Consider the following 21,651-nt stretch of genomic DNA (forward strand, 5'->3'; position numbering starts at 1 on the left):
GTGTGGACACTGTCCGCTACTGTTCCTCCCGGGGGCGCCGCCGCACGGGAGGTCAGACGTTGGCCAGGTTCGGGATCCGTGCGGGGACGACGTGGTCCACGTTGTGGCGTTCGCTGATCGTGCTGGAGGTCGCGCTGGTCGCGGCGCTCGGCATGACGGTGTGGGTCTCCCAGGGCACACAGGCCACCGCCGAGCGCGTCAAGGCGCACTCGGTGCCGTCGATCATGCACATCCTGGCCGCGCACGCCGCGCTCGTGGAGGCGGACGTGGCCGCCGTCGACAGCTTCCGGACCGGGGCGGCGGGCCTGACCGGCCCCGGCGAGCGATATCAGAGCCAGCTCGCCCTCGCCGGCCAGAGCCTCACCCAACTCGCGGTGGACAGCATCGCGGGCGCCGGGGTCGGCCAGAGCATCCAGCTCGTACAGGGTCAACTGGCCGCCTACTCCGGGCTCATCGAGCAGGCTGACGCGCACTACCGGCAGGATCCCGGCTCGGCGCTGGCCCGCGCCGACCTCTGGTACGCCTCGCGCTTGCTGCACATGCCCGCCGGCGGCATCCTCGCGCAGCTCGACGACCTGTTGACCGTCGAGCGGCGGGCGCTGGCCGGGCAGCTCACGGCCGGCCGGATGGCGCCGGGCTGGGCGGTCACCTGGATCGTGCCGGTGGTCGTGCTGTTCGCGCTGCTGGTGGGCGCCCAGGTGTTCCTGAGCCGCCGCTTCCGCCGTACCTTCAATGTGCCTTTGCTCGGTGCGACCGCCGCCGTGCTGGTCCTGGCCGCCGGAATGTCATTCGATTTCGCCGCTCGCGGCGAATTGACCGCGACGCGGAACGCGGGCGACGCGCTGGCGGGTGTCTGGCAGGCGCGGATCGACGCCGCCGACCGCCATGGCCAGCAGATGCTCGGTGACCTGGTCGCGAAGGCCTGCCCGGACGGGTGCGGCGCGACGGTCGACCGTCGCGCCGCGAGCGGGGAGCCTCCGGGCGAGGAGTCACTCACGGCCCACATCAGGGACGTGGACGGGCATGCCGCGGCGGCCGCCGACACGGCCGGCCGGCCGATGCCGCTGATGCTCGCGGCGCTGATCGCCATGGCGCTGGTGCCGCTCGGGCTCCACCCACGCATCGACGAGTACAGATAGGGGCGATGATGCGTACCGTGCGTGCCGTGGCTCTGGCCGCCGTCGCCCTGCTGCTCAGCGGCAGCGCGGCGTGTGCGGGCGGCGACCGGGTGGGGGTGACTGTGCTCGCGTCGTGGGCCGGCGGCGAGGCCGCGGCCTTCCGGCAGGTTCTGGACAGGTTCACCGCCAAGACCGGCATCCGGGTGCACTTCCAGGGCACCCGGGCGCTCAATCAGGTGCTGACCGCTGAGGTGCTGAAAGGCACACCCCCGGACATCGCGGTCCTGCCCAGTCCGGGCGATCTCGCCGGTTACGTCCGCCGCTCCGCGGTGCGGCCACTGGACGACGTGATCGACGCCGGCTCGGCGCAGTCGCACAGTCCACAATGGTTGCACCTGGAGCGGATGGACAACGCGAACGGCCGGGCCCGCTACGCGGTGGCAGTCAAGACCTCTCTCAAGAGCCTCATCTGGTACGATCCACGCCGGGTCCCCGACCTGTCCGGCGACGCACCGCCGACCTGGGACGACCTGGTCGGGCTCAGCGCACGGCTCAGCACGGGTGACGGCGCCGCCTGGTGCATGGGCATGGGATCCACCCCGGTCTCCGGCTGGCCCGGCACGGACTGGATCGAGGATCTCGTGCTGCACCAGGCCGGCACAGCGGCGTACCAGCGCTGGGCGGCCGGGCAGGTGGCCTGGACCGCCCCGGAGATCCGCCGGGCGTGGACGGCCTGGAGCCAGGTCGCGTTGCGGCCCGGCTTCGTCCGGGCCGGCGTGCTTTTCACCGAATTCGGCGACGCGGGCCGGGACATGCACACCGACCCGCCCGGCTGTTTCCTGCACCACCAGGCGTCCTTCGTGGCCGGCGACGGCCGTGGCGCCGACCTGGACTTCGTGCCGTTCCCGTCGGACGGCCCCCGGGCGTGGGAGGTCTCCGCCGACCTGGCCGCCCTGTTCACCGACAGGCCGGAAGCACGCGAGCTGATGCGTTTCCTCGCCACCGACGAGGCGCAGAGCATCTGGCCGACGGTGAGCCACGGTTCGGTGTTCTCCGCCAACCGTGGCGTCGACCCGGCGATCTACGACAACCCGGTGAGCCGGCGCATCGCGCGGACACTCACCGGGCAGGCCGCGTTGTGTTTCGACGCGTCCGACCTGATGCCCAGCGCGATGACGAACGCCTTCTACCGGGCGGTCCTGGAATTCCTCCAGTCGCCCGAACGCCTCGACACGATCCTGAGCCAGCTCGAACAGGTCCGCACGGCCATCCCCACCACCGACTGGCTGACCGTGCCGTGCGGTGCCCAGTCCTGATCTGCCGACTCTGGGCACGACCGCGTGCCACATCCGTATAGTGATGGACTCAGGCCGGGTTCTGCCAGTACAGCCTTTCGCTTCTGTCGAGGTCGTTGACGATCCGGCACTCCGCGTCGATCCACATCGTGGCGCGGTTCCTCGGCGTGTAGGCGGGCCATCGCGGCACGTGCGTCGCGGTGGGACGGCCGGTGCGGGCGAAGCCGGCCCACAGGGCGCTCATGTGCCTGCTGGTCGCGCGCAGCCCGGGCAGTTCGTCTTGTCCGGTGTTGGCGAACTTGACGGGGATGTCGGACGCGTGCGGCGAACCGATGGGGAACTCGGTGCCGGGCACCAGGGTCGGGTTCGGGTAGGCGAGCTGGTACATGAACACGGGTGCGGCGTGCTGTGCCGCCTTGGCCTCAGCGATCTTGATCGCGTCGCGCCAGATGGGTGCGGTGGTGATGGCGAAGTAGAGCTGTGCCGGGGTCGCGCCGGGGCGTGATTCGCGGAACGTCGCGATGATGCGGTCGAGTTCGGCGCCCTGGTAGGTGCCGCTGAGCCGGCTTCGCAGGCCGGCCTCGTCGATCCGGAAGATGTCGGGCGGCCCGAAGAGGCTGAAGAACACGGTCTCGTCGCGGCAGGTGCCGATCATCAGCGGTTTGCGGGCCGAGAACGGTGCGGCGCCGTCGGCGAACGGATGCCGGGGAATGATCCTGCCGTCGACGAAGGCGCCGAAGCCCGGCAGCGGGCCCGGGTCGCCCCACGGCGCGACGCCGTTCGCGGCCTCCGACTGCTGGATCTCCAGCAGCCGGGCGGCCGGGATGTCGTACAGCCGCGGAATGTCGGCCTTCGTCAGGCCCAGCAGTTCCAGCGTGCGCGCGGCCCGGGCGGTGGCGCCGGCACGGGTGGGAAAGCGCAGCGGCGCCGCGCTTTCGATCGAGGCCTTGTGGAACAGCCGCGCGGCGCCCGGCATGGTGTGGACGGCCGCGGTCTTGGCGCCGCCGCCGCTCTCGCCCCAGACCATGATGTTGTCGGGGTCGCCGCCGAAGTTGTCGATGTTCTCGCTGGTCCACCGCAGCGCCGCGAGAATGTCCAGCATTCCCTGGTTGGCGGCGTGGTCACCGCCGGCGAGGTCGCCGAGGAACAGGTAGCCGAGCAGGCCGAGGCGGTGGTTGGACTCGACGACCACCACGTCGTAGAGCTGGGCCAGGTGGGTGCCGTCCTGTCCGGTGGCGGAGCCGGAGCCGATCATGTAGCCGCCGCCGTGGTTGTAGAACAGCACCGGGCGGCGCTTGCGGTCGGCGGCGGGGGTCCAGATGTTGAGGTAGAGGCAGTCTTCGGACGGTGCCGGCATGCGGCCGTTGCCGGTGGGGCCCATCTCGCCGCCCACCGCTTGGCAGGCCGGGTTGGGGAAGGTCACGGTGTCACGCACGCCGGACCACCGCTGCGGCGGCCGGGGAGCTTTGAACCGGAGCTTGCCGAGCGGCGGGGTCGCGTACGGCACGCCGAGGAACTTGACGATGCCGTCCGCACGTCGTCCACGCACCTTGCCGTAGCGGGTCGCGGCTTCGTCGGTTGTCCGGCCGCGGTGGGCCCGTGCCGGGAGTGGCACGCTCATCCCGGCGACCGCGGCCAGCGATCCACCGATCAGTGTCCTGCGGGTCATCCGCGAGGCTTCCATGGGTCTCCTTCGGTAGCGCGCACACGGTTTCGGTCCCGCGTGTCTTACGAGGTGCGGGGCGGTGACGGCGGTGAGCACGTCGCGCTCACCGCCGTCAAGAGGCGTTACGGCTTGGCCGGTGCGGTGAAGGTGTGCGATCCGGCGGGCACGGCGTAGACCGCGTACGCGCCGTCGATGCGCTGGAACGTGGCGCGTCCGGACGCCCTCACATCGCGCTCGCTGGTGGTGGGAACCCAGACCTCGGCCTGGGTGTTGGCCGGGACGGTGACCGACAGGGTGAGGCGGCCGTCCTTCCTGACCCAGGTGCTGCGGGCGGTGCCGGCCCGGGTCTCGTACGAGCCGGCCGCCCTGGTCAGGTCGCCGACGGGCTTGGGCTTGAAGACCAGACGTTCGCCCGAGGAAGCGATGCCGGCGACGCCCGCGTGGAACCACTCCTCGATCTGAGCGAGGATCATGTGGTTCTTGGAGTCGCCGCGGTTCCAGCGTTCGCCGACGGTGGTCATCCCGCCGGGGTTGGCCGGGGTGGAGGCCATGAAGTAGCCGTAGCTGGGCTGGTCGTTCTGCTGCAGCGTCTGCCAGAGGACGTCGTCACGGTCGCCGTTCATCAGCGCGCGGACGATCGGTCCCATGCCGATGATGCCGCCGCTCAGGTGCGGGCCGGTGCCGTTGGGGTGGTAGGCGTGGACGAGCTCGACGAGCGCGTTGAGCACCTCGCCCCGGCTGCCCTCGGGGACCAGGCCGGCGTCGAGCGCGAGCGCCTGCGCGGTCTGGGTGGCGCCGCTGGTGCCGGCGTCGCCGGTGGCTGTGTAGCGGCCGAGGGCCTCGTTGAGGAAGGCCTGGTTGAACGCGGTCTTGATGTTCGCCGCCAGCGAGGTGTAGGTGGCGGCGTCGGCGGTGTGGCCGGTCAGCGTGGCGGCGCGGGCCATGGCCTGGGCCGTTAGGTAGTAGCCCCAGGTGCCGGTGATGCGCCCGGAGGTCGGTTCGTCACCGACCCAGTCGCCCAGTGCCGCGTCGACGATGAAGTCGCGGGCCTTCTCCCGCTGGATGTAGTCCATGAAACGCACCATGCGGTCGTAGTAGGCGTTCATCATCGCGGTGTCGCCGTACAGCTCGTTGAGGATGCTCGGGACGAGCACGATGGCGTTGCCCCAGTTGATCTCGTCGCCGAAGCGGCCGGAGTATCCCCAGTCGTACACCGGGGTCTTGAGGGCGACGTTGCCGTTCATCGGCGTGTCCGCCAGCGACTGTCCCTCGACGAGGTGCCGCATGGTGGTCCGCAGGAAGGCGTTCAGCTCGAAGTTCCGGTGGATGGCGCCCATCGGCATCGTGTAGTCCGCGGGATACGACAGCTTCTCGCGGCCGGGGCAGTCGGTGAGGACCGACATGATGTTGCTCGCGAACGAGTAGCGCGCCATGGTGTGGATGCGGTTGACCCGGGCGTTCGACGACGTGAAAGTGCCCGCCACGGGGGTGTCCCCCTGCAGCCGGACACCGGTGATCAGATCGCGGGTCGGCACGAAACCCTGAGGCAGGCCGGTGACCTGGACCCACTGCATGCCGAAGTAGTTGAAGTGCGGCTGCCACCGCTCGTCGTGGCGCAGACCCGCAGCGGTGTAGGTGTTGAACAGGTCGACACCACGGGAGCCGCCGCCGCCCATGAGCGACGCCTGGTTGACGGTGCCGTCCGGGTTGAGTGACTCGGCGGGCGCCATCTTGACCGTGGTGCCGGCCGGGACGCGCGTGAGGTCCAGTCGGGGCCAGCCGACGATGTTCTGGCCGAAGTCGAATACCCACGTGCCGGGTACCGGGTTGGTGACCGAGGTCGGCTTGAACTCTTCCCGCACGGTGACCGGCTCGGCGGCGCGGGCGACGAGCCTGGTGGCCAGGTTCGGCGGTGGGGCGATGCCGGCGCTGATCCACCCGGTGGGGGTGCCGTCGCGGCGGGTGGCAGTGGCGGTCAGGTTCGCGCCGGGGGTGTTCCAGCCGGGCTGCTCGCGGCGGGCGTCGTAGTCGGAGCCGGAGTACCAGGCGTCGGTGACCAGCGGGCCGAGGGCGGTACGCCAGGACCGGTCGGTGACGATCGTGTCCGTGCTGCCGTCACGGTAGGTGATTTCGAGGCGGCCGATGAACCTCGGGGTGACGGCCGCTCCCGCGCTGGCGTCGCTGGCGGCGATGTTGTTGCCGGAGCCGGTCACCTTGGCGCCGGCCTCGTGGGCGGCGCTCAGGGCCGGGGTGAAGGTGATGGTTCCCGCGCCGATCGCGGTGATGACACGCGATTCGAGGCGGTACCCTCCCCCGCCGGTGTCGACGTTGACGGTGCCGCCGAGGTGGTAGCCGGCGGTGCCGCTGACCGTGATGCTGGTGGCGCCGGCCGGGGCCGGCGCGGTCAGGGTGCCGTCGCCCTTGAGCTGGCTCTGCCACCACGAGTACGGGGCCGTGCGCCCGACCGCCGGGTTGGTGACGCTGCGACGCACATAGGCGGGGCCGTTGCCCAACTCGACGCCGAGGGTGTTCGCGCCGGAGCGCACAGCCTCGGTGAGGTCGTAGGTGCGGTATTCGCTGGAGAGCTGGTAGTTGGAGTTGCCCGGGGCCAGGACCTCGTCGGTGATCCGGCGCCCGTTGAGGGTGGCGTGGTGCAGCCCCACACCGGAGAGGTAGAGCCGCGCGTCGGCGATCCTCTTCGAGGTGACGAACGGGCGGGCGAAGATCGGCATCGGCTGGTTCTCGGCCCGGTCGGGGTAGTCGATCCAGCGGGCCGCACCCCAGTCGCTCCGCAGCAGCAGGCCCATCGACCACGTCGCCGGCTTGGACCAGGCGGACGCCTTGCGGTGGGCGTCCCAGACCCGCACCCGCCACGCGACCGTGTCCCGTGAGCGCAGGACCCGGCCGAACTGGGCCTGTTGCTGGTTGCCGGCGACGCGGCCGGTGCGCCACAGCAGGCGGCCCGCCGCCAGCTGCGCGACGGTGCTGGCCGCTTGGATCTCGTACGCGGTCTGGCGGTCGCCGGGGCAGACACGCGCGCCGGGGCGGCAGCGGGTCTCGTCCATCTGCCAGGCGAGGGTCGGGCGGGTGTTGTCGAGGCCGAGCGGGGAGTCGTAGCGGCCGTCGACGCTGAGCTTGATGACTCGTACGTCGCCGGAGGAGGACAGGGTGGCGCTCGCCGGTGCGGCCACGCCGAGAGTCATCAGCAGGGCGGTAGTCAGCATCGCCGGTCTTCTTATCGGTGACATCAGAGTCCTTGTCTATCCGTGGTTGACGAGGTTCTGGGTCGGTGGTTTCGCGACGGCCGGGTGTCGCCGAGGCCGGGCAGGGCGGTGCGCGGTGGCTTACTCGCCCTTCTTGTACTCGGTGTCCATCTCCTTGAGGACCTCGTCGCCGGTGGCCTGGTTGCTGAAGACCTCCTGCAGGCCGCTGAGCATGCTCTGCTGAACCTTGGCGTTGGGCCACAGCTGGTCCATGAACGGCACGGTGCGGTTGTCCTTGACGAAGGTGGTCAGCTCGGCCAGGCCCGGATCCACGGTGGTGCCGGCGTCGGGCAGCGTCGGCAGGCTGCCCTGCTTCTCGGTGAAGACCTTCATGCCGGCCGGCGACATGATGTAGGTGATGAACTTCAGCGCCAGGTCCTTGTTCTTGGCCTTGGCGTTGACGCCGTAGCCGGCGCCGGCGGCCGCGGGCATGAGGAACGTGGCCGGGTCGTCGGTGGCCGGCAGCGCCTTCATGGTGAACTCGCCCTGCGGGTTCTTGCCCTTGAGCAGCCCGACGATCCAGTTGCCCTGGATGATGCCGAGCGTCTTTCCGGTGGCGGCCAGGGTCTGGCTGGCCTCGTAGCTGGTGCCCAGCGGGTTCTTCTGGAAGCAGCCGGCCTTGGCCATCTCCTGGTACTTGGCCATGGCGGTGGTCCACTGCGAGCCGGCGAACGTGGTCTGGCCGGCCACCAACTTGGCGTTGAAGTCCTTGTCGGCGCCGAAGACGGTGGTGGCGGCCAGCGCGTACAGCACCAGCTGGGTGACCCAGTTGTCCTGGATGCCCAGGGCGAAGGCGGGTGTGCCCTTGCCGGCCGCGTCGCGGCAGAAGGCCAGCAGCTGGGTCCACGTGGTAGGTGCGGTCAGGCCGGACTTCGTCAGGGCCGCGTCGTTGTAGACCGCGCCGATGCCGTTGAGGCCGAACAGCGCGTTGTAGGTCTTGCCCTCGTACTGGGCGACGGTCTTGAACGCGTCCGGCAGTTTCGCGGCCCAGGGCTGGTCGGACAGGTCGAGCAGGTAGCCGGGCTTGGCCAGGACGTAGGTGGCGCCGGGGTTGCCGTTGCCGGGCCAGACCGTCATCACGTCCGGGGCGGTGCCGGAGGACAGCTGGGTGCGGATCTGCTGCTGGTACTGGTCGGCGCCGCTGGTGGTGAAGGTGACCTGCACCCCAGGGTTGGCGGCCTCGAACGCCTTGACCACGTCCTCGATGGAGCCCTGGTCGACCGAGGCGAGCGTGAGGGTCTTGTTGTCACCGCCGCCGGAGGAGGAGGTGGCGTTGGTGCCGCTGCTGCAGGCCGCGGCCAGCGTCACCGCCGTCAGGGCGGAGACGACTGCGGCGTATCTACGTGTCTTCATGATGGCTCCCGCGTCGGATATCAATAGGAGGTGGCGGTGAAGGTGAAACGGCCGGATGTCAGCCGAAGGGTCGGCCCGGTGGCGGTCGGCACGGCGGGGACTGGTTCGTCGTTCTCCCGGACGCTGTTCGTCGACGTACGCCTCGACGAAGGCGTCCGCGACGATCTGGGTGCTGCGGGCGGAGGAGGCGGTGGCGAGCACGTCGCGCGGGGTATCGGCGTCGACCCGCAGCCAGTCGCCGGACGAGGTGCCGGTGCGGTGCCGCCACCGAGCTTCCACGAGAGCCGGGGCCGAATGTCGTGGAGACCGAGCGGATCGCCGCACTGGTCGGTCGTCAGTCCGTACGGTGTCATCCTTTCAGCCCTCCGGCGAAGCCGTTGATGATGCTGCGTTGCAGCGCGAGGTAGACCGCCAGCACCGGGATGATGCTGATCAGCAGGGCGGCGAAGATGAGGTTCCAGTCGGAGACGAACTGCCCGACGAAGCCGGCGACCGCCACCGGCACGGTCTGCTGGTCGCTGCCGCTGAGATACAGCAACGGGGTGAAGAAGTCGTTCCAGACCGCGACCGCGTTGAGCACCAGGGCGGTCACCGTGATCGGCTTGAGCATCGGGAACACGACGTAGCGGAACGTGGCCAGCGGGCCGGCACCGTCGATCGACGCCGCGTCCTCGAAGTCACGCGGCAACGCCCGCAGGAAACCGACATACAGAAAAGTGGTGAAGGGCACCTGCAGACCGGCGTAGAACAGGATCAGCGACCACACCGAGCCGAGCAGCCCCAGATCCCGCACCGTCTGATACAGCGGCAGCGAGGCGAGCTGGAACGGCAGGATCAGACCCAGCATGATCAGCAGGAACGTCCACCGGGACCACCGGGCGGTGCTGCGCGCGAGCGGATAGGCCGCCAACGCCGAGACGGCCAGCACGACCACGACACTGACCACGGTGACCAGCACACTGTTGATCAACGCACCGCCGAGGCCGGCCTCCCGCCACGCCCCGGTGAAGTTGCCGAACGTCGGATCACGGGTCGGCCGGATCGGCGACGAGGTGTCCGAGGTCGGCCGGACAGCGAGGTTGACCAGCACATACACCGGGAAGGCGAACACCACGCCAACCGCGATCATGACGGTCTCCAGCGCCAGGGTCCGCCGGGTGTAGCGGTTCATGACGCCGCCCGCTCATTGCGGTTCAGGACGGTGTACTGCCCGGCGGACACGACCGCCACGATGACCGTCAGCACGACCGCCAGGGCGATGCTGTAGCCGAACTCGCCCAACGTGAAAGCGTCCTTGTAGATCAGGGTCGAGATGGTGTCGGTCGCGTGCCCGGGCCCACCGCCGGTCAGCGCGTACACCTGATCGAACAACTTGATCCCGCCGATGATCGACAGCATCAGGTTGATGGTGATCGCCGGGGCCAGCAACGGCCGCACGATCGACCAGAACCGGCGCACCGGCCCACTGCCGTCGATCGCGGCCGCCTCGTAGATCTCCTTCGGGATGGACTGCAGCCCGGCCAGGAAGATGACCATCGAATAGCCGGCGAACTGCCACACCACGACCAGCACGATCATCCACAGCGCCAGGTCCGGGTCGCCGAGCCAGTCCTGCTGCCAGGACGTCAACCCCAGCACACCCAGCAGACTGTTGACCGCGCCGTCCGGGCCCAGCAGATTGCGCCACAGGTACGCCGTCACGATCGGCGTCACCACAGCCGGGGCGAACAACAGCACCCGCAACACATCGCGGGTCTTGATCATGCTGTTGACACCGAGCGCCAACAGCAGACCGATCCCGTTCTGAATCACCGTGATGGCCACCGCGATGAGCACCGTATGCCACACCGCCCGCAGAGCGTCGGCGTCATCGATCATCGCGGTGAAGTTGCGCAGACCGATCAACGCGAAATCCGGGTCGAGTCCGTCCCAGTCCGTGAAGGCGTAATACACACCCCGGGCGCTGGGGATCAGCACCACGAAGGCGAACAAGAGCATCGCCGGCAGGGCGAACCACCACGGCGCGGTGGCCCGCCGCCGGGTGGCCCGCGGCGCGGCGGCGGCCCGGCCAGGCGGTCGAGTCTTGAGATCAACTGTCACAGAAGCCCACCTACGTTGAATCGTTTCATAAACCCTGCGCGGGTCGGGTGTGCACGAAGAGGCAGTAGTGGAGCCGCCATGAAGATCAACGACCGGGGAATGCTATGGGTAACGTTCTCCAAATGTTTCGCCGACACTACGAGCCAGTACCGGGCGCGTCAAGAGCCTCGCCGAGCGGATCAGCGGCGCTACCTGGGCGATGCTTGACCTGAGAGGGAAACGGGGCGGAGGATCCCCGTCCAACGCCCACGATCAAACGTGGGTAACGTTGCCTGGAGGAGCCGGAGTGCCGGGACAGCCGAACCCCGTCCGACGCATCACCATCGTCGACGTGGCTCGGCATGCCGGCGTGTCCATCACGGCGGTGTCCAAGGTGCTCCGCAACGCCTACGGCGCCAGCCCGGAGATGCAGACGAAGGTCCGCGCGGCGATCGAGCAGCTGGGCTACCGCCCGTCGGCTACCGCCCGGGGCCTACGCGGCCGGACGTACACCATCGGCGTGCTGCTGCCCGAGATCCGCAACCCCTTCTTCGCCGATGTCCTCGACGGCGTGACCGAGCACCTCGACGGCGGCGAGTACCAGCTGCTGATGGCCCAGTGCCGCAACGACGAGGCCTGCGAGGCCCGGTTGACCGACGCCATGATCGACCGGAGCATGGACGGCGTCATCCTGATCGCGCCGGTCTCCTCCCGCCGGCGCCTGCAGGCAGTCGCCCGCACGGTGTCGACGGTCGTCGTCGGCCGCCACGGCCACTCCGCCGACTACGACACCGTCACCGACGACGACGTCGCCGGAGCGGGCCTGGTCGTCGGCCACCTGGCCGAGCTCGGTCACCGCCACATCGCGCACATCGAGCACTTCGAGACCGATCCGGTACGGCTCACCGAGATGCCCAACGCCCAGCGCGCCGACGGCTACCGCCGCGCCATGAACGCCCACGGCCTCGCCGACGGGATCGACGTCGTGTCCACCAGCTACACCCAGGAGGGCGGCTACCTCGGCGCACAGCGGCTGCTGGACCGCGAGGTCCAGCCCACGGCCATCTTCGCCGGTGCCGACATCGTCGCCATGGGAGTGTTCGACGCCCTCACCGAGGCCGGCCTTTCGGCGCCGGAAGACATCTCCCTGGCCGGGTACGACAACACCACCTTCGCCGCCTTCGGGCCCATCTCGCTGACCACCGTTGACCAGGCCGGCCACCAGATGGGCGTCGACGCCGCCCGGCTGCTGCTGGACCGCATCGCCGACCGCGCCAAGCCCACCGCGCAGCTGAAGCTCTCCCCCACTCTGGTCGCCCGGCGCACGACCGCAGCCCCGTCCACCCGGGGCAGAATCTGATCCGTCGGATCGGCTCATCCGAAGCGGGGCTGACATCACAACCGGGCGGGATGCCCGGAATCCGCCCTCCCGGGCGTGATAGTTTCCCTCGCCCCGGCTCCTGTTTGGACGGGCACATCGGAGGGGGACGGGATGACCGACGGGCCCGAGGCGCGACCGGTCGAGCCGGCCAGGTCCGGCAGCCGCCGGGCGCTCGCCGAGCTGGTCGAGCGGTGCGAGCCGGTGGTGGGTCACCTCGTCGGTTACGGCCTGGCCGGGCACCCCGATCCGGGCGGCGCCGCCCGGGAAGTCATGCAGCGCGCCCGGCGGGACGCCCACCAGATCGATGACCCGGCCGCAGTCCGGGCCTGGATCGCGGTGCAGGCCCGCTGGCAGGTGCGCCACCTGCGCCAGCCCGGCCTCGTGGGCGCCCCGGTCGACGGGCTCGGCCTGACGGGCGAGACGCGGCGCATCGCCGAGGCGGCCCGCCGGCTCACCCCGCAGGACCGGGACACGTTCGCGCTGTGGTGGCTGTGCGCGGCCGGCGTGCTCACCGAGGCCGAGGCCGGCCGGGTGCTCGGGGTGGGCGACGCGGCCCACGACGCCCGCCGCATGCTGGCCCGGCTCGACGCAGCCCGTAGCGTGCTGGCGGCGCTCACCGCAGCCCCGGCCTGCCCCGTCCTGCTGGCCATCTCCGCGAGCCTCGACCAGCGTGAGTTCCTCAACCAGAGCCAGCACGTGCGGGGCTGCCCCACCTGTGCCCGCCACGGCGACACCCTGCAGCCCGCCACGCCGGTGCTGGCGGCGGCCGGACCGGTGCGACTGCCCGGCGGGTCCCGGTCGGCCGCCGCGCCCGCCCTCCTGCCGCCGCGGCGCCCGCCAGCCATGATCACCTTGCCGGCCTCCGCCCAGGCGACCACGATGCTCACCCCGGTCATGGAGCCCGCCGAGGTGACCGGGAGGCTGCCGGCGCCGGTGCCGAGCGCGGCCGTGCCGACAGTGCCCGAAGCGCCGGCCCACCGCCGGAAGGCGACCAACCGGCGCGCCTGGCAACTCGGCTTGGCCGCGCTGGCCGTGCTCGCCGCGGGTCTGGTCGTCGTCAACCTCCCCGGCGACCCGGCGCTCGGCCCCCTGGCCGACCCGTCCCCTACCGGCTCCGTGCGGGCGCCCGCCCCGACCGGGCTGGCCACGGTCGTCGCCGCGGCCGGCACCGGCCTGCCCGTCACCGTTCTGCCCGCCGATCCCGCGTCGGGCCCGGCCGCTGCCCAGCCCGGCGCCTCCGCGGGTCCCGCGGCGCCCGGACCCGGCCCGGCCACGACGACGCCACCGAGGACGACAACGCCACCGGTCGCGCAACCGGTGACCCTGTTCAGCGACGACTTCGAATCCGGGTCGGCGTCCGGCTGGTCGCAGTCCGGCGGCGCCTGGCGCGTCGTCTCCGACGGCGGCAGCCGGGTGCTGCGCCAGACCAACCCGACCCCCGGCCTGTCCCGCGTCTTCGACGGCGACACCGGCTGGTCCGACTACTCGCTGCGGGCCCAGGTGAAACCGCTGTCGTTCGGCTCGCCCGGCCTGGTCGGCATCACCGCCCGGGCCGGCGACGTGACCACGTACTACCGGCTGGCGCTGACCAACGACGGCCGCGCGATGCTGCAGGCGTACGCCGGTAGCACCAGCGTCACCACGCTCGCCAGCGCCTCCCAGAGCGTGACCACCGGCACCTGGTACGCCCTGCGGATCGACGTCAGCGGCAACACTGTCACCGGCTACGTCAACGGCCGGAGGATCGGCTCCGGCACCGGCACGCTGGCCGGCAGCGGCCGGATCGGCCTGCAGACCAACCTGGCGACCGCCGAGTTCGACAACGTCACCGTGACCGCCGAAGCCTGAGGCTTGGCCAGGGCGGCTGCCTCGGGGCTGCCTCGAGACGATGCTGTGTCCAGCCAGCCCACCGGTGCACCGCGTCTTGACCTGGTTCCGGGAACACGGTGTGGACTGTCCGAGGCCGGCTGGGCAGGCCGCATCGACGACCATCAACAGGGGCAGGGCCGACGCTGCAGGAGAGCGGATTTCTCCGCCGAACTCACCGTCGCGGAATCCGTCCCACGGCAAGGCCCCGCCGCCCGTAGGCGATCGACATCGTCGAGGCCGCCGACGATGTCGTCCTTCGTGGGACGCGCTACCGGGTCAGGCGTCAGCGAGTTCGGCGTGGATGGTGTCGTGGGTGACCGGCCGGCCGCAGTGGTGGCAGGTCAGGTCGATCTGGACCGGTTGGCCGCAGGCGTGCCGGTGGGTGATGGCCGGGGCGTCCACCGCCCATTTGTCACCCCATTGGCGGAGGGCGAGCATGACCGGGAACAGCTCCCGGCCGGCCGCGGTGAGGTGGTACTCGTGGCGGGGCGGGTGCTCGCTGTATTGCCGGCGCTCGATGACTCCGGCGGTCTCCAGTTTGCGGAGCCGGTCGGCGAGGATGTCGCGGGACGCGCCGGTGTAGCCGGCGATGCGGGCGAAGCGGTGCACGCCGTAGCCGATCTCGCGGAGTGCCAGTAGCGACCAGCGCTCGCCCAGGACGTCCAGCGCGGCGGCGATCGAGCAGGGACGGACCCCCAGGGGTAGCTCGTCCATGCGGATGCCGGGCCGCTGTTCGGGATGGGTCATTCGCCCAGCCTAACTCGGTGTGTTGTCATTTCCAACCCACTCACCTATCGTTGCTCCAGTAGGTTGGAAATGACAACACACTAGCGGCGCGGCGCACCGACGACTTTCGCCCTGAGGGAGACAACCATGTCGACGACCACCGACACCGAATCCGGGATCAGCATCCCCGGAACCCGCAGCCGCTTCCTCGAACCGACCGGGTCACGCGACCAGGCACAGGGCCGGCTGCGCTACCTCACCGGCGGCAGCGGGGCTCCCCTGGTCCTGCTGCACACCGTACGCACCCAGGCCGAACACTTCCGCCACCTCATCCCACTGGTCCACCAGCACTACACCGTCTACGCCCTCGACCTACCCGGCATGGGCTACTCCCAGATCGTCCCCGGCGCCTCCTACGAGGAACCCGCCATGCGCGCGGGCGTCACACGCCTGCTCACCCAGCTCGACCTGCGCGACGTCACCCTCCTCGGCGAATCGATGGGGGCCACCCTGGCGCTCACCGCCGCGGCCGACCTGCCCGACCGGATCCGACGCGTCGTCGCGGTCAACCCCTACGACTACCGCGGCGGCATCCTCCGCTCCAGCCTCCTCGCCCGGCTGATCATCACCGGCGTCATCGCACCCGGCGTGGGCCCCCTGCTCGCCCGGCTGGAACCCAAGCCCGTCATGCGCGCCATCCTCACCGGCGGCCTCGCCGACCCGGCCGCCCTGCGCGACGACTACCTGGACGAGCTGCTCAAGGTCGGCCGCCGCCCGGGCTACCCGACCGTCGCCCGCGGCGTCTATCGCGCCCTCCCCGGTCTCGCTGCGGCCCGCGCCCGCTACCGGCAGGTCACCGCACCCGTCCACCTCGTCTACGGCCAGCACGACTGGTCCCGGCCCTCCGACCGGCGGGCCAACAAGCAACAACTGCCCGCCGCCGAATTCACCGAGGTCCCGAACGCCGGCCACTTCATCGCCCTGGAACGGCCAGACGTGCCGGCCGACCTGCTGAAATCGCTCGCCTGACCACCGCACCGCCGGGGCCGACACCGCACAGACCGCGGCGGTCAGGTCACGGCTTCAGCCGGCCCGGCGACCCACCCGGCAGCTCGATGTCTGGTCCGCCGAACCCGGCTCCCCCACCCACGACACGGCGGACCACAGCTAGCGTTTCGCGGGTCCGGTGGTGCCGCGGACCACCAGGCGGGGGTGGACGATCACTTCTCGGGGGCGGGCCGGGGTGCCGGCGATGCGGTCGGCGGCGCGGGCTACCGCGAGACTGGTCATCACCGCCGCGTCCTGGGCGACGGTCGTCAGGTCGACGTGGGCGAGCCGAGCCAGGCGACTGTCGTCGTATCCGACGACGCTGAGGTCGCCGGGCACGGTGAGCCCGGCGCGGCGCACGACGTCGAGGAGCCCGGTCGCGCACCGGTCGTTGAAGACGCACACCGCGCTCGGCGGGTCAGTCCGCAGCGCCCGTCCCGCGGCCGCGCCGTCCTCCTCGGTGAGCCCGCCCGGCACGATCCGGGCCGTTTCCGCGAGGCCGTGCCGGCGCATCGCCTCGCGGTAGCCGCGCCGGCGTTCGGCAGCGCCCGCGGCCCTGCCGCCGTCGACGTGCGCGATGCGGTGATGGCCCAACGCGACGAGATGGTCGACCGCCTGGTGTACGCCCTCGGCCTCCGCGTTGCGGACCACGTCGACGGCGCTGTCCCGGACGCCGCGAGACAGCACGACCACGGGCAGTCGGCCCGCGAGCAGGACCAGTTCGCGCTCGGGTGACTGCGGGCCGAGCAGGATGAGGGCCTCGCACCGGTCCTGCAGGAGCCCGGCGATCGCCCGGCTCTCGTCGCGCTGCGGGGTCACGGCGCTCAGCGTCAGCTCGTAGCCGATGCGCTCGGCCGCGGTGTAGAGGCCGGTGACCAGGTCGCCGTGGAAGGCATGTTGCACCCCGAAGACGACGCCGAGCAGCCGGCTGCGGCCGCTGCGCAGCAGGCGGGCCCGGCTGTCCGGGTGATAGCCCAGGGTCTGCGCCACCGCGAGCACCCGGCTGCGGGTCTCGGCGCTCGCGCCGGGGGTCCCGCGCATGACGATCGACACCAGCGCCGTCGAAACCCCGGCCTCGGCCGCCACGTCGGCCAGCGTCGGTCGTCGTTCCGCTCTGCTCATCCCAGCATTCTAGAACGTTCTAGGCCGGATCCTTGACGCGGCCGTCCCCGGTGCCGGAGAGTCACCTAGAACGTTCTAGAGATTGGTGCGGAGATGACCGAAGCGGTGCGCGTGACCCTGATCGGGTGCGGACGGATGGGCGCCTTCCACGGCGCGACCTTGAGCCGGCTTCCCGGCGCGCGGCTCGTCGCGGTCGCCGATCCCGCGCCCGGCGCCGCCGCCCGGCTCGCCGGCGAGCTGGGCGCCGCCCGGGCATACACCGACGTCGGCGGGGCGTTCGCCGACCCGGAGGTCGACGCCGTGGTGATCGCGGCGCCGGCTCGCCGGCACGCCGACCTCGTGGTCACCGCGGCCGCGGCGGGAAAGGGGGTGTTCTGCGAGAAGCCGATGGCAGTGACCCTCGCCGACGCCGACCGTGCCATCGACGCGGCCCGCTCCGCCGGCGTCGCGCTACAGGTCGGTTTCAACCGGCGGTTCGCGACCGACTGGCTGGCAGCCCGCGAACTGATCGACAGCGGACGGCTCGGCGCGCTACGGCTGATGCGCTCACTGACCCGCGACCCCGCCGGTTTCGAACCGGCCCGGGTGCTGCCGGACACGATCTTCCTGGAGACGCTCATCCACGACTTCGACACGCTGCGATTCCTCAACCCCGGTGCGACGGCGGTCGAGGTCCACACGGTCGCGGACGCCCTCGTGGAGCCGTCCTGGCGAGACCGGGGCCTGCTGGACACCGCGGTGGTCACGGTGCGCTTCGACAACGGCGTGGTCGCGACGGCCGAGGCCTGCTTCGCCACCGCATACGGCTACGACGTACGCGGCGAGGTCTTCGGATCCCACGGCATGGTCACCCTGGGCGACGGACGGCGCGGCACGTGGACATTCTCCGGCGCGACCGGCCGTACGGCCGAGACCGTCCGCGGCGACCAAGAGCTCTTCGGCTACGCCTACGCGGCCGAACTGGCGGCCTTCGTCGAGGCGGTCCGCGCGGGCACCCCGGCCCTGGTCACCGGCGAGGACGCCCGCGCGGCGCTGGCCATAGCCCTGGCCGCCGCCGAGTCCGCGCGCACGGGCCGCCCCGCGGAGGTGGCCAAGTGAGCCGGTTCCGGCTGGCGGTCTGCGCCGAGATGGTCTTTCTCGACCTACCGTTCGCCGAGCGCGTACGCCGCATCGCCGACCTGGGCTTCGAGGTAGAGATCTGGAACTGGGCCACCAAGGACATCGACGACCTGGCGAAAACCGGCGCGACGTTCTCATCCATGACCGGCTACCTCACCGGAACGCTGTCCGACCCGGCCGGCGTCGCCGAACTTCTGCGCACCGCGGAAGTCTCCCTCGAGGTCGCCGAACGCCTCGACTGCCCCCGCCTCAACCTGCACGGCACCGGTCTCGACGACCGAGGCCTACCGGTCGTCCCCGGCGCGGCGACCGCGCGGATGTGGGTCACCGCCGCACGCACCCTGGCCCGGCTCGCGACGCTCGGCGAGCAGGCCGGACGAGTCTTCACGCTGGAAAACCTGAACACGGCCGTCGACCACCCAGGCACCCCGTTCGCCCGCGCGTCGGACACGATGGCGCTGGTGGCAGCGGTGGACAGCCCGTTCCTGCGGATGAACCTCGACCTCTACCACGCGCAGATCGGCGAGGGAAACCTGATCGCGCTCATCGAACAGGCGCTTCCCCTCATCGGCGAGATCCAGGTCGCGGACGTCCCCGGTCGCCGCGAGCCGGGCACCGGCGAGATCCACTACCCGGCGATCGCCGCGGCGCTCGACCGCCTCGGCTACCAGGGCGTGGTCGCTCTGGAGGGCTGGGCCTCCGGCGAACCCGAGCAGGCACTCGCCCGCTTCCGCACCGCCTTCACGGTGTAGGAGACCATGAACGATCTCAAGGCGGGGCACCACGTCCGGCCGGATCCTCGATCCGGGCAGGAGCCGGGCGTCGGCGAGGACGCTGCCGGACAGGGCCTGGCCCTCGCCGTCCCGATCGCGGGCCGCCTCGCGCAGCAGGGCGCTATTCCGCGGGCAACCGCAGCCCGCGGACCGGGGACGCCAGCAGCCAGCCGAGTGCCAGCGCCGCCGGCACAGCGAGCAGCAGGTACGCGACGCGGACCCCGTACGCCTGCGCCGTGAGGCCGCCGATCAGCGCGCCGAACGGCGTGCCGCCCCAGGAGATCATCCGCCCGGTGGTGTTGACCCGGCCCTGCAGTTCGTCCGGCGTGAGCAGTTGCCGCACGGTGACGCTGTTGGCGTTCACGGCCAGCCGGGCCGTCGCCCACAGCGCCCACAGCGCGAGCGCCGCCCCGAAACCCGACGCCCCGGCCAGCGCCACGATGGACGCCACGAACACGGCGAAGCCGGCGATCGACACCGCGCCCTGGCCGGCCCGGCGCGACAGCCAGGGCAGGGCCGCCGCGGCGGCCAGCGAACCGACGGCACCGGCCGCGTAGAGCAGGCCGAGGCGCCCGTCGGTGGTGCCCAGCCCCAGGGCCGTGTGCGCGTGCACGACCAGCAGGCCGATCACCCCGCCGGCCGCGGCGTTGAAGGCGAAACCCGCCAGCGTGAGCGTCCGTACCGCGGGCATCCGCCACAGGCAGCGCAGGCCCTCGCCGATCTCGGTGCGCAGCCTGCGCCGGGGACTCCGCTCGCTCGCGTCCAGCGGGGTTCTGATCACGGTGAGCAGGGCGGCGGAGACGAGGTAGGTCCCGGCGTCGGCGGCCAGCACCACGCTCGGGTTCGCGAGCGTGGCGAGCAGGCCCGCGGCGGCCGGGGCGACGATCTCCACGACGATCTCGGTGGACCAGATCAGGCTGTTGGCCCGGGTCAGCCGCGCCTTGCCGACCAGGGCCACGAACGATCCCCAGGCCGCGGCGTCGAACCAGCAGAATCCGCAGCCGACGGCGAAGGCGACCGCGAGCACGTGCCACACGCTCAGCACCCCGAGGGCCGCGGCGACGGGAACGGTGGCGAGCGCGGCGGCGCAGCACAGGTCGGCGGTGACCATCATGACCCGGCGCCGCAGCCGGTCGGCCGCCGCGCCGGTGAGCAGGCCGAACAGCAGGTAGGGCAGCGCCTCCAGGCCGACGACCGCGGCGGTCAGGGCGGCCGATCCGCTGGTGCGGTAGGCCAGCAGGGGCAGCGCCACGGCGCTCGCGGCGGTGCCGAAGACGGAGACGGCCCTGGCCGCGTACCAGAGGGAGAAGTCGCGGTCGAAGAGCCGGCGCCGCTCGGCGCCGGCTGCCTCGGTGACCTCGGGCAAGGAGATTCAGATCTTGGCGAGTACGGCCAGCGCCCGCTCGTCGGTCTCCGTGAGCGACCCGCGCCAGGCGTCGCCGGGGTGGAAACAGACGCGCGGGTCGTCGGGCGCGTCGCCGGCCAGCCAGGCGTCGCCCGGGTGGAAGCAGATCCGCGGGTCGCGGGGCTCGTCGTCGGTGGTCAGGGGCATCGTGGGCGCTCCTTCTGTCAGGTGGCCGGCTGCGGTGCCGGCCACAGGTGGTGCCCGCGTCCGGTCGGGATGACCGGTACGCCGTGCCGCACCAGGCTGAAACGCTCCAGCCCGGGGGCGATGGTGGTCGCGACCGCGATCAGTGAATCCGCCGGGGCCAGCTCGCACACGTGGTAGCGCACGCCGCGGTCGCCGAGCATCCGGCCGGCCCGGGCCAGCCCGTCCGCCGCCGTGCCGTCGCCGGTGTCGCCGCGCAGGGCCACGCTCCGCTTCGGGCCCAGCTCGTCGACCGGCATCCGGACGCAGCGTCGCAGTGCGGGCCAGGCGGCGAGGCGATCGGCGGGCGGGGTGCCGGTGGTCTCGCCGGCCAGGGTGGCGGTCTGGATCAGCTCGCTCAGGGCCCGCTCGGCCGCGTAGGAACCCCAGGTCGAGGCGCCGGCGCCCAGCAGGTCGGGGCCGCTGACCGCGAGGTAGACGGGGACGCCGAGGTCGGTGGTCAGGTCGAGGAGGTGCACGCTCGCGCCGGCCGCCGCGGTGGCCTCGTCGTGCAGCGAGCGCAGCGGGGGCGGCAGCGCCGCCGGCTCCACGACGTCGACCTCCGGCCGGCCCGCGACGAACCAGCGCAACAGCGCCTGCGAGAGGGCGTCGTGCTCGACCAGCTCGCAGAGGCCGTGGTAGACGGCCTCGGTCACGGTCAGCCCGGCGGCGGTACCCAGGCTGGAGGAATAGCGCAGCAGGCTGCGGTAGGGCTCGACCGAGTCGCCGGGGACGGGCGCTCGGTGGTAGCGGGGATCGGCGAGGAAGGTCGGGTAACGGACGGTGCCGGCCGGGCCGTGGTATGCGGCGCAGGCCGCCGGAGCGGCCGGAAACTCGGCCGCCCAGCGCTGAATGACCAGGTCGGCGGCGAGCGCCGGCTGGGCGGCGACGGTCGAGGCGGCCAACAGTACGGTGTTGTGCGAGCTGAATCGGCGGTTGTCGCGGGCGGACATGAGGTAGCGCTCGAGGGCTTCCGCGTGCGCGCTCACCGTGCCCTGCGCGCCCCGCCCCTTGCCATAGCCGAGGGCCACCGGGGTCCCGTCCCGCAGCAGCCGCACCCGCATCGTCGGCCCGACCAGCTCGGCGTCCACCCGCAGGCCGAGGCGGTCGATCTCGGCGAGGACCGTGGCGACGGCCTGCTCGGCGTGCACGGAACGGAACAACAAGCGGGACTCCCCCCATCCGGGGTGGAATGTCCCAGCAACCGCTCAATGTGTCAAGATCCCCGTGCGGACCTCGACGAACACCCTCG

General features: G+C 71.6%; 17 protein-coding genes. 7 read left to right on the forward strand and 10 right to left on the reverse strand.

Features of this window, described 5'->3' with window-relative positions; translation table 11 throughout:
* Window positions 1-59: 59 nt before the first annotated feature.
* Complete coding sequence (locus DMB66_RS32380) at window positions 60-1,139, forward strand: hypothetical protein (RefSeq protein WP_125807922.1); 1,080 nt, start codon at window positions 60-62, stop codon at window positions 1,137-1,139.
* A gap of 17 nt (window positions 1,140-1,156) precedes the next feature.
* A complete protein-coding gene (locus tag DMB66_RS32385; protein WP_199752744.1) occupies window positions 1,157-2,434 on the forward strand; it encodes an ABC transporter substrate-binding protein in 1,278 nt (425 codons plus the stop codon).
* 49 nt (window positions 2,435-2,483) lie between these two features.
* Here the strand turns inward: DMB66_RS32385 and DMB66_RS32390 are convergent, their stop codons facing one another.
* From DMB66_RS32390 to DMB66_RS32410, 5 genes are all read right to left on the reverse strand, one after another.
* Window positions 2,484-4,097 (reverse strand): carboxylesterase/lipase family protein, encoded by a 1,614-nt coding sequence (locus DMB66_RS32390; RefSeq protein WP_125807923.1) that lies wholly within the window; start codon window positions 4,095-4,097, stop codon window positions 2,484-2,486.
* Window positions 4,098-4,201: 104 nt separating this feature from the next.
* Window positions 4,202-7,303: an alpha-L-rhamnosidase gene (locus DMB66_RS32395; RefSeq protein ID WP_233624996.1), complete on the reverse strand. Its 3,102-nt coding sequence runs from the start codon at window positions 7,301-7,303 to the stop codon at window positions 4,202-4,204.
* A gap of 120 nt (window positions 7,304-7,423) precedes the next feature.
* Window positions 7,424-8,974: an ABC transporter substrate-binding protein gene (locus tag DMB66_RS32400; protein ID WP_233624997.1), complete on the reverse strand. Its 1,551-nt coding sequence runs from the start codon at window positions 8,972-8,974 to the stop codon at window positions 7,424-7,426.
* A 70-nt stretch (window positions 8,975-9,044) separates the two neighbouring features.
* The gene (locus DMB66_RS32405; RefSeq protein ID WP_125807925.1) at window positions 9,045-9,866 is read right to left on the reverse strand and encodes a carbohydrate ABC transporter permease; all 822 of its coding nucleotides are present in this window, start codon (window positions 9,864-9,866) and stop codon (window positions 9,045-9,047) included.
* Window positions 9,863-10,795, reverse strand: a complete 933-nt coding sequence (locus DMB66_RS32410) for a carbohydrate ABC transporter permease (RefSeq protein ID WP_233624998.1) — start codon at window positions 10,793-10,795, stop codon at window positions 9,863-9,865. The genes DMB66_RS32405 and DMB66_RS32410 overlap by 4 nt, the downstream gene beginning before the upstream one ends.
* 286 nt (window positions 10,796-11,081) lie before the next feature.
* Between DMB66_RS32410 and DMB66_RS32415 the strand changes: the two genes are divergently transcribed.
* Together DMB66_RS32415 and DMB66_RS32420 are read left to right on the forward strand one after the other, a co-directional pair.
* The gene (locus DMB66_RS32415) at window positions 11,082-12,134 is read left to right on the forward strand and encodes a LacI family DNA-binding transcriptional regulator (protein ID WP_233624999.1); all 1,053 of its coding nucleotides are present in this window, start codon (window positions 11,082-11,084) and stop codon (window positions 12,132-12,134) included.
* 132 nt (window positions 12,135-12,266) lie between these two features.
* A complete protein-coding gene (locus DMB66_RS32420) occupies window positions 12,267-14,003 on the forward strand; it encodes a family 16 glycoside hydrolase (protein ID WP_125807927.1) in 1,737 nt (578 codons plus the stop codon).
* 297 nt (window positions 14,004-14,300) lie between these two features.
* Here DMB66_RS32420 and DMB66_RS32425 read toward each other — a convergent pair whose 3' ends face one another.
* Entirely contained in the window at window positions 14,301-14,771 is a 471-nt protein-coding gene (locus tag DMB66_RS32425; protein WP_125807928.1) for a helix-turn-helix domain-containing protein, read from the reverse strand.
* Between the two features lie 126 nt (window positions 14,772-14,897).
* On the opposite strand from DMB66_RS32425, the gene DMB66_RS32430 reads away from it, so the two are divergent.
* Complete coding sequence (locus DMB66_RS32430) at window positions 14,898-15,779, forward strand: alpha/beta fold hydrolase (protein ID WP_125807929.1); 882 nt, start codon at window positions 14,898-14,900, stop codon at window positions 15,777-15,779.
* Window positions 15,780-15,917: 138 nt separating this feature from the next.
* On the opposite strand, the gene DMB66_RS32435 is transcribed toward DMB66_RS32430, so the two are convergent.
* The gene (locus DMB66_RS32435) at window positions 15,918-16,919 is read right to left on the reverse strand and encodes a LacI family DNA-binding transcriptional regulator (protein WP_125807930.1); all 1,002 of its coding nucleotides are present in this window, start codon (window positions 16,917-16,919) and stop codon (window positions 15,918-15,920) included.
* Window positions 16,920-17,012: 93 nt separating this feature from the next.
* Here DMB66_RS32435 and DMB66_RS32440 point away from each other — a divergent pair, with 93 nt between their 5' ends.
* Both DMB66_RS32440 and DMB66_RS32445 read left to right on the forward strand, forming a co-directional pair.
* Window positions 17,013-18,017 carry a Gfo/Idh/MocA family oxidoreductase gene (locus tag DMB66_RS32440; RefSeq protein ID WP_125807931.1) on the forward strand — a complete coding sequence of 335 codons (1,005 nt, stop codon included), beginning with the start codon at window positions 17,013-17,015 and terminating at the stop codon, window positions 18,015-18,017.
* On the forward strand, window positions 18,014-18,790 hold the full coding sequence (locus DMB66_RS32445; protein WP_125807932.1) for a TIM barrel protein: 777 nt from the start codon (window positions 18,014-18,016) through the stop codon (window positions 18,788-18,790). The genes DMB66_RS32440 and DMB66_RS32445 overlap by 4 nt, the downstream gene beginning before the upstream one ends.
* 142 nt (window positions 18,791-18,932) lie before the next feature.
* Here the strand turns inward: DMB66_RS32445 and DMB66_RS32450 are convergent, their stop codons facing one another.
* From DMB66_RS32450 to DMB66_RS32460, 3 genes are read right to left on the reverse strand one after another with little or no spacing between them, the layout of a single operon-like run.
* Window positions 18,933-20,177 carry an MFS transporter gene (locus tag DMB66_RS32450; protein WP_158647448.1) on the reverse strand — a complete coding sequence of 415 codons (1,245 nt, stop codon included), beginning with the start codon at window positions 20,175-20,177 and terminating at the stop codon, window positions 18,933-18,935.
* Window positions 20,178-20,183: 6 nt separating this feature from the next.
* Window positions 20,184-20,363: a hypothetical protein gene (locus tag DMB66_RS32455; RefSeq protein ID WP_125807934.1), complete on the reverse strand. Its 180-nt coding sequence runs from the start codon at window positions 20,361-20,363 to the stop codon at window positions 20,184-20,186.
* A 17-nt stretch (window positions 20,364-20,380) separates the two neighbouring features.
* Window positions 20,381-21,565, reverse strand: a complete 1,185-nt coding sequence (locus DMB66_RS32460; protein WP_125807935.1) for a YcaO-like family protein — start codon at window positions 21,563-21,565, stop codon at window positions 20,381-20,383.
* Between the last annotated feature and the right edge of the window lie 86 nt (window positions 21,566-21,651).

The sequence above is a fragment of the Actinoplanes sp. ATCC 53533 genome, assembly GCF_003947245.1.

Excerpts from the sequence above, each read along its gene's own strand:
- DMB66_RS32390 (WP_125807923.1), bottom strand. The coding sequence starts at position 4,097 with ATGGAAGCCTCGCGGATGACCCGCAGGACACTGATCGGTGGATCGCTG.
- DMB66_RS32395 (WP_233624996.1), bottom strand. The coding sequence starts at position 7,303 with ATGCTGACTACCGCCCTGCTGATGACTCTCGGCGTGGCCGCACCGGCG.
- DMB66_RS32405 (WP_125807925.1), bottom strand. The coding sequence starts at position 9,866 with ATGAACCGCTACACCCGGCGGACCCTGGCGCTGGAGACCGTCATGATC.
- DMB66_RS32420 (WP_125807927.1), top strand. The coding sequence starts at position 12,267 with ATGACCGACGGGCCCGAGGCGCGACCGGTCGAGCCGGCCAGGTCCGGC.
- DMB66_RS32425 (WP_125807928.1), bottom strand. The coding sequence starts at position 14,771 with ATGACCCATCCCGAACAGCGGCCCGGCATCCGCATGGACGAGCTACCC.
- DMB66_RS32430 (WP_125807929.1), top strand. The coding sequence starts at position 14,898 with ATGTCGACGACCACCGACACCGAATCCGGGATCAGCATCCCCGGAACC.
- DMB66_RS32435 (WP_125807930.1), bottom strand. The coding sequence starts at position 16,919 with ATGAGCAGAGCGGAACGACGACCGACGCTGGCCGACGTGGCGGCCGAG.
- DMB66_RS32440 (WP_125807931.1), top strand. The coding sequence starts at position 17,013 with ATGACCGAAGCGGTGCGCGTGACCCTGATCGGGTGCGGACGGATGGGC.
- DMB66_RS32455 (WP_125807934.1), bottom strand. The coding sequence starts at position 20,363 with ATGCCCCTGACCACCGACGACGAGCCCCGCGACCCGCGGATCTGCTTC.